This window comes from Flavobacterium sp. RNTU_13 (genome assembly GCF_046614455.1).
Classification (GTDB): Bacteria; Bacteroidota; Bacteroidia; order Flavobacteriales; family Flavobacteriaceae; genus Flavobacterium.
On record NZ_JBKJHB010000001.1, the window covers coordinates 25,120 to 40,410 of the forward strand.

Here is a 15,291-nt window from a genome sequence, read left to right on the forward strand (position 1 = left end):
ACGCGCTTATCGTGTTTTTATTTTACTTTCTTTTTTTTCTACTGATGCTGCCGCCTTGCCGCTTTTGTTCTGCATATCGCTAAGCACGTTAAGTGCCTCATTTACATACGCATCTTTACTAAGGCTTTTGTACCAGTCTTTTTTCTTCTCAGCAAGTGCAGGATCTTTTTTAAACTGTTCTTTCTCGGCAGGAAGGCCATCAAAAGCCAACTCGTTACTGTATGTATTAAGCGCTTTAAATTTCTTGGCTGCAGCTTCTATCCTTTCGGCATCCGCTTTAAATTTATCTGCATTAAGGCTGTAGTTATTATCATCCTTACGTGCGCTCAGGAACTTTGCATTTTCATCCATAAGCGTAAACTCCGGATTTTCGGCAATACGTTTCCTGCTCGCTGCAATAACTTTACTAAAGTCATTTTTAAACGGCTTGTATGGTGCAGGGGCAATTTTATCCCAAGGCAGGGCGTTGTCGCTGTCGCGCTCGCCTATTTCTATGTAGCTATATTTATCCGGCATTACAATATCGCTCTTAACACCTTCGCGCTGTGTAGAGCCACCATTAATACGGTAAAACTTCTGCGTAGTAGTTTTAAGCGCACCAAGGTCGCCAAAGCTGTTACCACGTACAAATCGGTTCAGGTCATAAATATTTTGAACCGTACCCTTACCGTAGCTTTGCTTGCTACCCATAATAATACCGCGTTTATAATCTTGTATGGCTGCTGCAAAAATTTCAGATGCAGAAGCAGAGAAATTATTTATCAGCACCACAAGCGGGCCGTCATAATGCACTTTAGAGTCGTTATCGTTAAGCACTTCAGTATTTCCGCTATCCGAACCTTCGCCACGGCTGCGCACCTGTACTACAGGGCCTTTTTCTATAAACAGTCCTGCAATATCAACAACAGTTTTTAACGAGCCTCCACCATTATCGCGCAGGTCCATTACAATACCGTCTACACCCTGGGCTTTTAGTTTATCTACCTCGGCAGCAACGTCTTTAGCCGCATCGCGGTTGTCCTTGTTTTCAAAGTCGATATAAAACTTAGGCAGGTAAATAACGCCGTATGTTTTACCGTTCTTATTTACAATGCTTGATTTGGCGTACGTTTCTTCAATTTCCACCACCTCGCGGGTTATGGCTATAACCTTAACCGTACCATCTACCTTTTTAACCGTAAGGCGTACTACGGTACCTTTTGGCCCTTTGATTTTTTTAACCACATCATCAAGCCTCATACCGCCTATTTCTACAGGCTCCTCCTTGTTTTGGGCTACTTTAATAATGATGTCACCCTGCTCAAGCTCTTTGCCCCTCCAGGCAGGACCACCGGGAATAAGTTCAGAAATTTCAACATAGTCGCCTTTTTTCTGAAGACGCGCCCCTATACCCTCAAGAGAACCCCTCATGCTGGTATCAAATTTCTCTTTATCATCAGGAGCAAAGTAGTACGTATGCGGGTCAAAACGCTCTGCAATGGCATTAAGGTATACGCTAAACCACTCCTCACGTTTTAGTTCGCTTACAAACTCAAAGTAATCGTCAAGCGACTTTTTAGTAGTTTCACGCGCTTCTTTTTCAAGCTCTGCAAATGATTTTTTGGCGCCCTCTGATTTGGTTTTATCGTCAGCAGGCGCATTTTGTATCTTTTCCTTATCGGTAACCGATGATAGAACTGAAAGCTTTAACTGTTTCCTCCAGCGCTCGCGCAGTTCTGCATCGTTTTTAGGGTACGGCATTTTCTCGTAGTCCGTATTAAATTCTTCCTGCGTTTTAAAATCAAACGGCTGAGAAAGTATGTCTTTATAAAACCCTTCCGCCTCTTTTACACGTTGTTGAAAACGGGTGTACGTAAGGTTAAAGAAATCAAGCTTACGATCATTTATCTGCTCGTCGAGCTGAGTTTCATATTTGGCAAATTCATTAATGTCGGCCTGGGTAAAAAACCTCTTTGAAGGATCCAGGTTTTCCAGGTAATCTTTATAAACGCCTTTACTAAAATTGTCGTCTACCGGCACAGGGTTGTAATGCGCCTTGTCTATAACATACGTCAACAATTCTATCAACATCCGATCCTTATCAGGATCTCCGTTTTTCCCCGGGATCATACTGAACCCAAACAGCGCGCCGGCTAACAGCACAACTACCGCTACTATTTTATAGTTTCTCTTCATAAATTGAATAAAGGCATTCATTACATTCTTTTCTTCGTAATTATTAACACAGTAAAAATTGTGCCAAAATCCGTAACCGTCGTTCTTTCCCACTACTGCGGCAAAAATTGCGTACTTTAGCAAACGTAAAAATACAACTCTTATTTTTAAAATCAGCATGACTACACAAAAACCTTTAATACTGGTTACAAACGACGACAGCATAAACGCACCCGGAATACGCACCCTGATTTCGGTTATGAAAGAGCTGGGCGACGTAGTGGTTGTAGCACCAGACAGCCCGCAAAGTGCTATGGGCCACGCCATAACCATAAACAGCACCCTGCACATTAACAAACTTAATAACGACCCGGAGCTGTATGCTGAATACAGCTGTAGCGGCACCCCGGTAGACTGTGTAAAATTTGCCGTAAACGAAATACTGCACCGCAAGCCCGATTTGTGCGTAAGCGGCATTAACCATGGCTCTAACTCATCTATTAATGTGATTTACAGTGGCACCATGAGCGCCGCCGTAGAGGCCGGCATAGAAGGAATACCTGCCATAGGCTTTTCGCTACTGGATTACAACTGGAACGCTGATTTTGAACCGTGCCGGAAATTTGTAAAGAAAATTGCCGCGGAGGTATTGCAAAAAGGCCTGCCTGAGGGAGTTATCTTAAACGTAAACCTGCCAAAACTACCTGAAAACGAAATTAAGGGTATTAAAATTTGCCGCCAGGCAAAAGCCTATTGGGAGGAGAAGTTTGACAAACGCACTAACCCAATGGGTAAAGATTACTACTGGCTTACCGGAAAATTTGTTAATCAGGACAACGGCGAAGATACCGATGAATGGGCACTGGCACAGGGTTACGTATCGGTAGTGCCGGTACAGTTTGACCTTACGGCGCACCACGCCATACAAACCCTGAACAGCTGGGGACTGAACGGATAATTTCTTTAACACATAATTAACAATTAAATAAGTTTTCATGTTTATATTGCATTAACAAACCAAGTATATTAATTGTTTAATATTTCAACCAATTTTAACATGAAAAATTTATTTCTGACATGCTCCATTGTAGTAGGCGCGACTGTGACGTGTGCAGCACAGAAAACTAAAGTATTTGTTGGATCAGCGAGAGTTTCTTATCCATCGCAAAATACAATTGTGGTAACCTGCACAGGTCAGGGCACATGCGCAACTGTATACCCAGGAATGGATGGTCATTGGCATTTGTCTATACCCGCCATCAAAAAGGATTTTATACTCACATCAAACACTGTGAGTTCACGCCCAATTGAAGAGATTCCCGATGTGAACCCAAATGGTGAGTATGATTTTCTTGTAAAAAATCCTACAGAGTAATAAAATAATAATTAAAGTGGTGGTGATTGTATTTTTAATTCAGTCACCACTTTTTTTTAATCATGAAAAATATATTATTTATCACTTTTGTATCGTTTCTAATTCATAATAATGGATTTACACAAAATTTAAATTCGGAAAACTCTAAAAAAATAATTGTTGCGTTAAGCCTTAATGACTGTATAAACTGTAACATTTCTCTACATGAAATTAGACAAAAACTAAATAATCCGAAAATAAATTTCGTTCTAGCGGAACATCTTAAAAACGACTCCATATTGGTAAACAGAAAAACAGGAATAAACAATTTTAATCCCCGTGTAGTTATATATTCCGATTCAATATACAACAAACTCACTAGTGGTTTAAGAAGCACTGTAAACATATCAAAAAACGACAAGGTTATTTACAGCGACTTTTTATACAAGCTAAACATCGACACTTTTGTTTCAGAATATAACAAACGCTCTACCACCCCACAAGCCTGCTACTCCCCTTTACGGAGCGGCATACAGCTTATTCAGCCCGACCAAACACTACTGATAAACGACTACCAACTGGGAAGATGGACGTATTACAATAACAAGGGCAATTATAAAGATATTATAGCAGATAGCCTTTGGATAAAAAAAGCCTATCAAACCTACTACAAGCCACAAGAATGGCATAAAAGATATAACGAAATAACCGATTTATTAAAAGAGTACCCAAATGTACTGCCAGTTATAAACGCTGCCGTTATAGACAACAGCGAACTCACTATGCTTACCGAAATCAGTTTTATGGAGCCTGGAAAAGACAACAATATAAACATTGTTAAAAAGCCTTTTATAGCAATAATAGATGCTGCAACAGGGGGCCTTAAGGCATTTAAACGCATAGATACAGTCGCACTTAGCAACAAAAACTACTACATTAACACAGCTGATTTTACAAAACAAGGCAACGTTTATCTTTTCCCTATAAATTCAAACAATGACCCGGTAAAGGACACTAAATTCCTGGCAACTTTTACAGAAAACAGTAAAACAGGCGTTCTTGAACTTAAGGAGATTTTACCCGCTACCATTCCGGAGAATTATATAAAATATGGGCTTAACAACAATTTCCACAACTACATTATGAAAGGAAATCTGGCTCTTTTAAAATTTGGCGAATACATTTACGACTGGAAGAATAAGATTAAATATCCCATACCATTTCCCAAAGAAGATTTTGATACGTTGGCAAATCTTTACGACGGGGTTATGAACGGAGGAAAACCATTAAGCTATTACATTAACGATATTTACGAAGATGCAGACACCGTTTACATACTATACAACGACAAAGACAATAACTTATGGGTAGCACTGGTCGACAAAAAGACAAAAACACCCAAAAAGAAGACCTTAGTGTTAGAAAAAGAAAAGCTAACCGCCATAAAAAACTCCCCGGGTTTTAAAATTAAAGATAACAAAACACTTGTATGCTTAGACAATAATAACTGTTTAGCGTATTATCCGTTTTAAGTGTAATGTAATGATAAGCCCGCCCTAACCCGGCGGGTTTTTTATTGCTTTATCAAAAAACATTACCTTTGTGGCTAAAGCTACTTCGTAATGAAATACTACATTATAGCCGGTGAAGCCAGTGGCGACCTGCACGGCAGCAACCTGATGAAACAACTTTTTAAGGCCGATCCGCAGGCGGAAATACGTTTTTGGGGCGGCGACCTCATGCAGGCAGCAGGCGGCACGCTGGTTAAGCACTACCGAGACCTGGCGTTTATGGGCTTTGCCGAAGTAGTAGCCAACCTTAAAACCATTTTAAACAACATTAAATTCTGCAAGGCAGATATAATGGCCTTTAACCCCGATGCCATAATTTTTATTGACTACCCGGGCTTTAATATGCGTATAGCCAAATGGGCCAAAGAACACGGCATACCTACGCACTATTATATTTCACCGCAAATATGGGCGTGGAAAGAAAACCGCATTAAGGCCATAAAGCGCGATGTAGACCACATGTACATTATCCTTCCGTTTGAAAAGGACTTTTACGAAAAGAAACACAACTTTAAGGTACACTTTGTGGGCCACCCACTTATTGATGCCATACACAGCCGTACCCCTGTTAATGAAGAAGCATTCCGAAAAGAATTTAACCTGGACAATCGCCCCGTTATAGCCCTGCTACCCGGAAGCCGTAAGCAGGAAATTTCTAAAATGCTAAGCGGCATGCTGTCTGTAGTTAACGATTTTCCCGGTTATCAGTTTGTAATTGCCGGTGCGCCGTCTCAGGAATACAGCTTCTACCAACAGTTCCTTACAAACGACAGCGTTCATTTTATAAGCAACCGTACATACGACCTTTTGGGCATAGCGCATGCGGCTCTTGTAACATCGGGCACAGCTACGCTGGAAACTGCCCTTTTTAAAGTCCCTGAAGTAGTTTGCTACAAGGGAGGATGGATAAGCTACCAGATCGCAAAACGCATAATTACCCTAAAATATATCTCCCTTGTAAATCTTATAATGGACAAGGAGGTTGTTAAAGAGCTGATTCAGGATGACTTTAATTCTGTTAATTTAAAAACTGAATTAACAAAGTTATTAACACCGGAGTACAGAGCGAAAGTGCTTGAAAACTACCATATACTGGAAGAAAAACTGGGTGGCGACGGAGCCAGCGAAAAAACCGCAAAACTTATTGTTAAAAACTTTAACACAGCAAATTAAATAAATTTTAACCTTAACCGTTATATTTGCAAAAACACGAGTTGAATTTGAAAAAATAAAAGTTTTGAAGTTACTACAGTTTACATCACTTACCTTACTACTATCATTAACTACCATTAACGCTAATGCCCAAAGCGGCAAAGAGCGGGGTTCCGGCAGCCAGGTAAGCGCTATGCAAACAGCAATTGTAGCAGAAACCGCACTTACAAGTATTGAAGGTGCGGCAGAAGCCGAAACTGCAACTCCTGCAAACGACCTTGCTTACAACGATACTTCGCGTGAGAAAAGCAAAGGCGGACCAAACAAATCAGACGGGCCTAAGAAGAAAAAGAAAAAACCGGTAGAAGTTGTAGAACAGCCGGAAGAGGATTTTTCTCCAGCTCCTAACGAAAACTACTTTGCACGCCAAATTGTAAACAATGCGCTTCAGTTTGAAGGTGTACGTTACCGTGGCGGAGGCACTACCACTGCAGGTATGGATTGTTCGGGCATGGTGTACGCTACCTTTAAAATGTTTGACTGGACACTACCACGCAGCTCGGCTTCTATGGCAGATGGCGCAGGTCGTGAGGTAGACCTAAAGGAAGTACGCATAGGTGATTTATTGTTTTTTGACAATAGCCCTTACAAAAAAAGGATTAACCACGTAGGTATAGTTACCGAAGTGACTGAAACCGGCGAAGTTAAGTTTATACATGCCACCCTTAGCCACGGTGTTGCTATATCGTCTATGAACGACAACTATTACATACGTACATTTGTACAGGCTAACAGGGTTATAGAAGATTAATCCTGCAGTTACCAAACCCAATCAACCAACCTAAAAACCTGTTCAATATCTTATGAAGGTATTGAAATACCCTTTAATACCATTTACACTATTTATAGCAGCCGGAGTTATTACCGGCTGTACTTATTTAATACCACTTTATTTTGTGTTGGGCATTTTACTCATCACACTTACCGGTACATTCATTGCTTACAAAATCACTAAAAACGCCCTGCAACCAAAACCCTACTTTGAAATAGGCATTTTGCTACTTGGGTTTAGCCTTGGGCTTTTATCACAATGGATTTACTACGCACCAAATGCAAAATCACATTACAGCCATTGGATAAAAAATGACAGCATTCCGGTATTTTATGGAACAATAACCGAAAGGCTAAAACCAAATGAATTTTACGAGAAATACCTATTTGAAGTAAAAGGTGTAAACAAGCGTGCTGCATCGGGCACATTGCTTTTAACACTGGCAAAAGATAGCCTGAAAACAAAATTACATACAGGGCAAATGCTTTTTTTGCAGGCAAAACCCGAAGAAATTGCGCCACCGGCCACGTATTATCAGTTTGATTATAGCAGATACATGGCACTGCAAAATGTCTTTCACAAAGTCCGTTTAAAGAACAACTATGTTACTACGGGAACAGACAGCAGATTTCTTATGCATATCTATAAACTGCGCGACACACTTATAAATAGCTATGCACAGCATCATTATCCCGTAAAAATACAGCAGCTCATAAACGCGCTGGTGTTTGGCCAGCGGCAAGATTTAGACCCTAACCTCAACAGCGAATACACTAACGCAGGGGTAGTACACATACTTGCTATATCAGGCTTACACTTTGCGTTACTTTTTGTTATTTTCAATTGGCTGCTTAGCCCGCTAAAGCGCATTAAACATTGGGGCGTAGCGTTACATATAACCGGAATACTGGCGTTAATGTGGCTCTTTGCACTTATAACAGGATTATCTGCTTCTGTAGTACGTTCTGTAGTTATGTTTAGCTTTTTGCTTGTAGGACAGGCCCTGAACCGACGGGTAAGCATCTATAATTCGCTCGCCGTTTCTGCTATGGTATTGTTGTTGGTAAAACCCGCTTTTTTATTCGATGCTGGGTTCCAACTCAGCTATACGGCCGTTTTGGGCATCGTGATAATGCAGCCGCTATATAAACGGAAGTTGCAAAGCAAGCACCTCATTATAAACAACCTCCGCGATTTGGTAATGGTTTCGCTAACTGCACAAATTGCAGTATTACCGTTAACCCTTTATTACTTTCATCAGTTCCCGTTACTGTTTTTAGTAGCAAACATTGTAGTAATTCCGTTATCAAACGTGGTGCTCATACTGGCTCTAGTAACACTAGTGCTAAACTTTTGCTGGGCCTGGGCAGCGGCTTTCACCGGTAAATTATTACTGTGGTGCATCAACATCATGAACAGTTTTACACACTGGATCGCCTCGTTTGAAAACCTGTTGATTAAAAACATCCCGTTTACGCCGATTATGCTTTTACTACTCTATAGCGCGCTAATTGCAACGTTGATATATCTATACAAAAAATCTTTTAAAAATGCCCTTACAGCGGTGGTATTAGTGCTTATATGCCAATGTAGTCTTATTGCCATCAAATATAGCATAGATAACAAAAGTGAGTTGATTGTTTTCCAAAACTTCAACCACAGCATTATAGCACAGAAACAGCAGGACAAGATCATTATAAACACTTCAGACAGCCTTGCACTTACCAACCTTAATGTAACAAACTACATACGGGACAACTTTAACCCCAAGACGGTTGTAAAACCACTGCAAAACTTTTTATACAGCAACAAACAACGGATTTTTATAATGGACAGCACCGGAGTATATCCACCAAAAGTAACGCCCGACGTACTGATAATAACCGGATCGCCTAAAGTAAATTTCGAGCGGGTTTTAAGCACACTCCACCCAAAACGCGTGGTAGCCGATGCCACAAATTATAAAAACTTTGTAACGCGATGGAGTAAAAGTTGCTCCAAACAAAAAATCCCTTTCCATGCCACAGCAGAAAAGGGAAGTTTTGTATTGGAATAGTGGATTTGTTTATTTAGAAAGCGAAACTGCCAAATAAATAAATTCCACAAATTAACGTATTAGCTCTTTTTAATAATCTTATTAGCACCATCGAGCCAGGTAGCAGGGCCACCGGCTACATAACCGGTACTCCCAAGAGCTTCAAAGCTGATTTTGCCTTCGGCTGTTTTTACACCTTTAGCAAACCATACCGTAGGGTATCCCCTAACCTGGAAAAACTGCTGAAGGTTTGCATTCTGCGCCTTTAATTCGTCGCTTTGCGGTGCACGCCTCGGAAAATCAAGCTCTACAAGAACCACATTATCCTTAGCCCATTTAGCAAATTCAGGTGTTTTAAGCACCTCTTTTTGCAACTTCATACACCAGCCACACCAATCGCTACCGGTAAAAAATAAAAGTAGCGGCTTTTTAGTTTTTTGAGACAACGCTGTAGCCTTAGCCACATCGGTATGCCATTCTAGCTCCTGCGCCTGCGCTGCAAAAGAAGCCAGGGTTACAAACAGTATTAATAATGCTTTTTTCATATTAAATATTTTGAAATGGATAAACCAAAAACAATGCCGAATTATTTTAATGCACGCCATGCATTAACCTTTTCAACAAAGGTGTAAGAGCCATAATTATAAGCCCTAATACAACCGGAATAATAGTGAATATAAGGAAGAACGTTGTCATAGAATACTGTGCGGTGATTTCATCAATCATACCTCCCATTTTACCGGCAATTTTATTACCTATTGCTATGGCAAGATACCATATGCCAAACATAATCGCAATCATCCTACCAGGAACTAACTTACTAACGTAAGAAAGACCCACCGGCGAAATACAAAGTTCTCCTATAGTATGGAAGAAATAAGCCAATACAAGCCAAACCATGCTAACTGCCGCAGTTTTAGCGCCTGGCTCAATGTCGCTTGATCCGTAAGCAAGTACCGCAAATCCGATACCTAAAAGAATCATACCAAAACCATTTTTAAAAGTAGCAAATGGATTATATTTACTTTCCCAAACCTTAGAAACCACTGGCGCAAAAGTAATGATGAACAATGAGTTTAGCACACCAAACCACGTAGCAGGGACTTCTGACTTTTCCTGAGAGTACTGCTCTTTAAGCATATAAATCACTATACACCAAATTATTAAGAAACTAAAAGATAGTATTATGTTACCTAACGCAAATCTTTTAAACGTTTGCAGGAATAGCTTTGCTAATACGTACGTAATAAGGGCAAGCGGAATAATTGTTATAAGGGTATTAACTATATTAAATATCAACTTGGAATTACCTTCCAAAACCCTGGCTGTATAATCACTCGCAAATATAGTCATAGACCCGCCAGCCTGTTCAAACGACGCCCAGAAGAACATTGTAATAACCGCTAGTATAATTATAGCAATCATTCTGTCCCTAAGAACCGCTGTATACTGAGATATCCTCTTTATAGTTACAAATAAAAATAATCCAAGTGCTACAATGATAACAAAATTAGGCCCACTTAAGGTCCCTACAGTAAAAGGAAACGCATTAAGTTTTCCGTTAGAGATAACAGATATTGGATCATTTACAATCCAGGTAAGACCAAGTATAGAAGTTATTGCTATAATTACAAGATCAAATTTTGAAAAAGGATTTCTTTTTGCAACAGCAGGGTCTTCTTCTGTATCCACTTTATCTTCAACTGGCTTTAAGCCAATTTCGCCAAAAATATTTTGGGTAAAGTAAAACTGAAGCATACCAAAGAACATAAAAATCCCTGCAAGGCCAAAACCATAACTCCATCCCCACTCAGGGCTTTCACCTATGTAACCGCACAAAAGCATTCCAAGAAATGCGCCTGCATTTACACCCATGTAAAATATGGTGTAAGCACCATCTTTTTTTTCAGGATGGTTCTTATACATGTGGGCTACTATAGAAGTCATATTCGGCTTAAAGAAACCATTACCTATAACAAGAAGCACAAGGCCCAAATACATAAAGAAATGATCTACCTCTATAGCCATACTTAAATGCCCCAAGGTCATTAGTAACGCGCCTAAAACTACCGCCCAGCGATAGCCTATTATTCTGTCTGCAATGTATCCTCCCAGAATAGGTGTAAGGTAAGCCAGTGCAGTATAAGAACCATAAATAGACATAGCATGTTCTCTGGGCCATCCCCAACCTGGGTTATCTCCTAAAATAGATGATGTTAAAAAAAGTACCAGAAGAGCACGCATACCGTAATATGAAAAACGTTCCCACATTTCGGTAAAAAACAGCACAAAAAGGCCGGCCGGATGCCCCAGCACGTTTGATTTAAAAAAATCGTTTGTTGTCGCAGTTGATGACATATATAGTTGTTAAGTGTATTTACAAAATTATTTTACTTCCTGCATTAGTTTACGCACCAGTGGAGATATTACTATAAGCACCAGCCCGGCAATCACCGCATATATGGCAAGCTGGTAGTAACCATCGGTATACGTAATCAGCTTTTGCTGAAGCGTGTCATTTTCGCCTCCTTCAGATAAGCCTGCTCCAAGAATACCCGCAACATACTGACCGTATGCACTGGCAAGGAACCACATCCCCATCATTACCCCCTGTAACTTTTGCGGAGACAGCTTGGTCATGATAGATAAACCTATTGGCGAAAGGCAAAGCTCGCCAAAAGTAATTATAAAATAGGCAACCACAAAAACATCAAGGCTGGCAATGCCCGGAGCCACTTCAAAAAAGCGCGTGGTATAAAAAGTATAGAAACCTCCTGCAAGGAATAAAAAGCCTAATCCAAACTTTATAACCGTATTAGGTTCAAATTTTTTAAGCGCCAGCCATATTAGCCCCACTATAGGTGCAAATATGATTACAAATACCGAGTTAGCAGCATTGTTTACCCCGTTTGGATCGAGAGTTAAAGTACCGGCAACAACATTATTTAGGTTTTTAGCAGCGAAAATACTCAGTGAACCTCCGCTCTGCTCAAAAAATGCCCAGAAAATAATAGAAAATACTATAAATACCAGCGCAGCGATTAGCTTCTTGGCTTCCGCCATACTATGCTGCGTCATTTCATATATCAGGTAAATCAGGGTAAGTGGCCCTATGGTATACATAAAATAATCGGTGTACTCGGTTTTAGCCACCATTACCATGATTACCGGTATTAAGGCAAGTGTAAGGAGATACACGCCATACTCTTTCCATTTAGGCGTACCCGAAACCTCTACTACAGCGGTATCTGTTACTTTTTCTATTCCACTAACAGGTGGAAGGCCAATAGGGCCAAGCGTTCTTTTTGTAAAGATAAACGTAACCAAACTTATAGTCATTACAATGCCTGCAAGCCCAAACGCTACATTCCAGGTTTTATCTACAGGGATAAAACCGCTAAAAAGTTGGCCTTTACCTATAGCGATACAAGCGTAACCCCCAAGCAGCGCACCTATATTGATACCCGAATAAAACAAAGAAAAACCGGCATCGCGCCTGTTATCGCCCTGCTTATAAAGCGACCCTACCATGGTAGAAATATTTGGCTTAAAGAAACCGGTACCTATTACGGTAAAGCTAATTCCTAAGAAAAAGTTGCTCTCCGGAAAAGGGTTAAAAGCCAGGATAGCACTACCGATTATCATAAGGAATCCACCCCAAAAAAGAGACTTGCGGAAACCCAGGATTTTATCGGCAAACAATCCTCCGATAAACGTAAATGCATACACAAAAGCCTGCGTAGCCCCATACTGCAAATTAGCCTTGGTTTCACTCATGTGCCCGCCATTTTCCAGGATAAGGTGGGTTATCATAAAGTAGGTAAGTACGCCGCGCATGCCATAAAAACAAAAACGCTCCCACATTTCAGAGAAGAAAAGTCCCCACAACTGTTTAGGGTATTTCCCCTTAAAGTCCTGAATTTGTTCTAAAGTTAAATTCTCGCTCATTTATAGGTTTTCTTTAATAAAATTGGTCATTTTAGTGTACAGCTGCAGCCTGGTTTTGCCACCGTAAATACCGTGGTTTTTATCCGGGTAAATAGCCCAGTCAAACTGTTTATTGGCCTGTATAAGGGCTTCTATCATCTGCATGCTGTTTTGTACGTGTACGTTGTCATCGGCAGTACCATGCACTAACAGGAATTTCCCTTTTAAATTCTTTACAAAATTTATAGGCGAATTGGTGTCATACCCTGCTGCATTTTCCTGCGGGGTTTGCATATAACGTTCTGTGTATACACTGTCGTAAAAACGCCAGTTTGTAACCGGTGCCACGGCAATTGCCATTTTAAACACGTCGGCACCTTTAAACAGGCAGTTACTGCTCATAAAGCCACCGTAGCTCCAGCCCCATATCCCTATGCGGGAAGCATCTACATAGCTGTATTTAGCAATAACTTTAGCGGCATCTATTTGATCCTCTACTTCGTATTTACCCAGTTCCTTATAGGTAACTTTTTTAAATTCTGCACCTTTAAAACCTGTACCACGGCCATCTACGCACGCTATTATGTAGCCTTGCTGCGCAAGCATATAATACCAGTAATCGTTAGTACTGTGCCACTTGTTAGCTACCTGCTGGCTGCCCGGCCCACTGTACTGATACATTAAAACAGGATACTTCTTATTCGGGTCAAAATCAGATGGCTTTATAAACCAGGCGTTTAGCACATTCCCTTTTTCAGTAGTAATGGTTGTAAACTCTTTATCTTTAAGGCTGTATTTACCCAGCTTATCTTTAAGGGCATTGTTATTAAGCACCTCTTTTACCAGCTTACCATCTTTACTGCTGTTAAGTGTAAAGGTTTCCGGCTGTGTAGCACTCGAAAAGAAGTTAAGAAAGTAGTTATAATCCGTACTAAATTTAGCGTCGCTGGTACCGGTTTGTGTGGTAAGCCTCATTTTATTTTTACCGTTTACCCCTACGCGGTACACATCACGGTTTATGCTTCCGTTTTCAGTAGATTGATAAAAAATAGTCTTTGTTTTTTTGTCGTACCCATAATAGGCAGTCACCTCCCACTTACCTTTGGTAACCTGGTTTACCAGCTTACCGGCTTTAGAATACACATAAATATGATTGTAGCCGTCTTTTTCGCTGGTCCATATAAAGCTGTTATCGTCCAGGAAGGTAAGATTATCTGTAACATCTACATACGCCTTATCGGTTTCATTTAGCACCACTTTTGCGCTACCGCTGTTAGCGTCTACAAAAATCAGGTCAAGATTATTCTGGTGGCGGTTAAGCACCTGTACACTCAGGGTTTGCGCCTCGTTAGTCCACTTTATTCGCGGGATGTAAAAGTCCGCATAGTTACCCAGTTTAATTTCTTTATCTGTATTTGTGTTTACATCATAAATATGAAGTGACACTACACTGTTTTTTTCACCTGCTTTTGGATATTTAAACACATCGCGTGTCGGGTAAAGGCTTTTGCCATAAATATCCATAGAAAACTCAGGCACCTCTGTCTCATCAAAGCGAATGTAGGCTATTTTATCCCCCGTAGCATTCCACTCGTAGGCTTTTACAAACGAAAATTCTTCCTCGTACACCCAGTCGCAAACACCATTAATTATAGCATTCTTTTTACCATCTTTAGTTACCGGGCGCACTATTCCGTTGGCCAAATCACTAATATAAATATTGTTATTATAAACGTACGCTACTTTTTTACCATCAGGCGAAAATGAAGGTTCCTGTACCTTGTTTTCGGCAATGCGGGTTAGTTTTTTAGAAGAAATATCGTAGCTGTAGTAATCTGCTACAAACGAATGCCTGTAAATCTGGTCGCTGTTAGCAGCCAAAAGCATCTTCTTCTCATCTTTGCTAAAGCTATAACTGTCTATACCCTGCGGAAACTCGCTCATACCCCTTGTATCAATCAGGGTGCCTACTTTGTTAAGCGTGACAAAATCATAGAGGTCTACTGTGGCAGTACCTGCATTCCAGTTTATGTTTAGCACGGTATACTGGTTGGTATTTTCCATAGCCTTTAGCTCGTCCATACCTTTAGTACGGAAAGCCCCTCCCCATATTTCTTCAAGCGTTATTTTTTGCTGTGCAAAAAGTGGCACTGTGGCCAGTAAAAAGAATAAAATTGACTTTTTAGCGTGTTTCATTTTCGGTATGATAAAAAACTTCCAATTTTAGTAATTTTTTATGACTTACACCTCCTTTTTTTTGTTAAAC

11 protein-coding genes are annotated in these 15,291 nt (G+C 40.4%); 6 read left to right on the forward strand and 5 right to left on the reverse strand.

Annotation, left to right across the window (positions count from 1 at the left end):
* Positions 1-6: 6 nt before the first annotated feature.
* Positions 7-2,196 carry a carboxy terminal-processing peptidase gene (locus ACLI08_RS00090; RefSeq protein ID WP_411426415.1) on the reverse strand — a complete coding sequence of 730 codons (2,190 nt, stop codon included), beginning with the start codon at positions 2,194-2,196 and terminating at the stop codon, positions 7-9.
* A gap of 136 nt (positions 2,197-2,332) precedes the next feature.
* On the opposite strand from ACLI08_RS00090, the gene surE reads away from it, so the two are divergent.
* The 6 genes from surE (at position 2,333) to ACLI08_RS00120 (ending at position 9,119) form a co-directional block, all read left to right on the forward strand.
* Positions 2,333-3,112 carry a 5'/3'-nucleotidase SurE gene (gene surE / locus ACLI08_RS00095; RefSeq protein WP_411426416.1) on the forward strand — a complete coding sequence of 260 codons (780 nt, stop codon included), beginning with the start codon at positions 2,333-2,335 and terminating at the stop codon, positions 3,110-3,112.
* Positions 3,113-3,211: 99 nt separating this feature from the next.
* Positions 3,212-3,529 (forward strand): hypothetical protein, encoded by a 318-nt coding sequence (locus ACLI08_RS00100; RefSeq protein ID WP_411426417.1) that lies wholly within the window; start codon positions 3,212-3,214, stop codon positions 3,527-3,529.
* A 278-nt stretch (positions 3,530-3,807) separates the two neighbouring features.
* Positions 3,808-5,040 carry a hypothetical protein gene (locus ACLI08_RS00105; protein ID WP_411426418.1) on the forward strand — a complete coding sequence of 411 codons (1,233 nt, stop codon included), beginning with the start codon at positions 3,808-3,810 and terminating at the stop codon, positions 5,038-5,040.
* Positions 5,041-5,130: 90 nt separating this feature from the next.
* Positions 5,131-6,252 carry a lipid-A-disaccharide synthase gene (gene lpxB / locus ACLI08_RS00110; protein ID WP_411426419.1) on the forward strand — a complete coding sequence of 374 codons (1,122 nt, stop codon included), beginning with the start codon at positions 5,131-5,133 and terminating at the stop codon, positions 6,250-6,252.
* 64 nt (positions 6,253-6,316) lie between these two features.
* A complete protein-coding gene (locus ACLI08_RS00115; RefSeq protein ID WP_411426420.1) occupies positions 6,317-7,042 on the forward strand; it encodes a C40 family peptidase in 726 nt (241 codons plus the stop codon).
* A 52-nt stretch (positions 7,043-7,094) separates the two neighbouring features.
* Positions 7,095-9,119 (forward strand): ComEC/Rec2 family competence protein, encoded by a 2,025-nt coding sequence (locus ACLI08_RS00120; RefSeq protein WP_411426421.1) that lies wholly within the window; start codon positions 7,095-7,097, stop codon positions 9,117-9,119.
* A 59-nt stretch (positions 9,120-9,178) separates the two neighbouring features.
* On the opposite strand, the gene ACLI08_RS00125 is transcribed toward ACLI08_RS00120, so the two are convergent.
* The 4 genes from ACLI08_RS00125 to ACLI08_RS00140 are packed head-to-tail and all read right to left on the reverse strand — an operon-like array spanning position 9,179 to position 15,221.
* Positions 9,179-9,643, reverse strand: a complete 465-nt coding sequence (locus ACLI08_RS00125) for a thioredoxin family protein (RefSeq protein WP_411426422.1) — start codon at positions 9,641-9,643, stop codon at positions 9,179-9,181.
* A 46-nt stretch (positions 9,644-9,689) separates the two neighbouring features.
* Positions 9,690-11,456 (reverse strand): peptide MFS transporter, encoded by a 1,767-nt coding sequence (locus ACLI08_RS00130; protein WP_411426423.1) that lies wholly within the window; start codon positions 11,454-11,456, stop codon positions 9,690-9,692.
* Between the two features lie 27 nt (positions 11,457-11,483).
* Positions 11,484-13,046 (reverse strand): peptide MFS transporter, encoded by a 1,563-nt coding sequence (locus ACLI08_RS00135; protein ID WP_411426424.1) that lies wholly within the window; start codon positions 13,044-13,046, stop codon positions 11,484-11,486.
* On the reverse strand, positions 13,047-15,221 hold the full coding sequence (locus ACLI08_RS00140; protein ID WP_411426425.1) for a S9 family peptidase: 2,175 nt from the start codon (positions 15,219-15,221) through the stop codon (positions 13,047-13,049).
* Between the last annotated feature and the right edge of the window lie 70 nt (positions 15,222-15,291).

What these genes read in the sequence shown, in the direction of transcription:
- ACLI08_RS00135 (WP_411426424.1), bottom strand. Translation starts at nt 13,046, where the DNA reads ATGAGCGAGAATTTAACTTTAGAACAAATTCAGGACTTTAAGGGGAAA.
- ACLI08_RS00130 (WP_411426423.1), bottom strand. Translation starts at nt 11,456, where the DNA reads ATGTCATCAACTGCGACAACAAACGATTTTTTTAAATCAAACGTGCTG.
- ACLI08_RS00125 (WP_411426422.1), bottom strand. Translation starts at nt 9,643, where the DNA reads ATGAAAAAAGCATTATTAATACTGTTTGTAACCCTGGCTTCTTTTGCA.
- ACLI08_RS00120 (WP_411426421.1), top strand. Translation starts at nt 7,095, where the DNA reads ATGAAGGTATTGAAATACCCTTTAATACCATTTACACTATTTATAGCA.
- lpxB (WP_411426419.1), top strand. Translation starts at nt 5,131, where the DNA reads ATGAAATACTACATTATAGCCGGTGAAGCCAGTGGCGACCTGCACGGC.
- ACLI08_RS00090 (WP_411426415.1), bottom strand. Translation starts at nt 2,196, where the DNA reads ATGAATGCCTTTATTCAATTTATGAAGAGAAACTATAAAATAGTAGCG.
- surE (WP_411426416.1), top strand. Translation starts at nt 2,333, where the DNA reads ATGACTACACAAAAACCTTTAATACTGGTTACAAACGACGACAGCATA.
- ACLI08_RS00140 (WP_411426425.1), bottom strand. Translation starts at nt 15,221, where the DNA reads ATGAAACACGCTAAAAAGTCAATTTTATTCTTTTTACTGGCCACAGTG.
- ACLI08_RS00100 (WP_411426417.1), top strand. Translation starts at nt 3,212, where the DNA reads ATGAAAAATTTATTTCTGACATGCTCCATTGTAGTAGGCGCGACTGTG.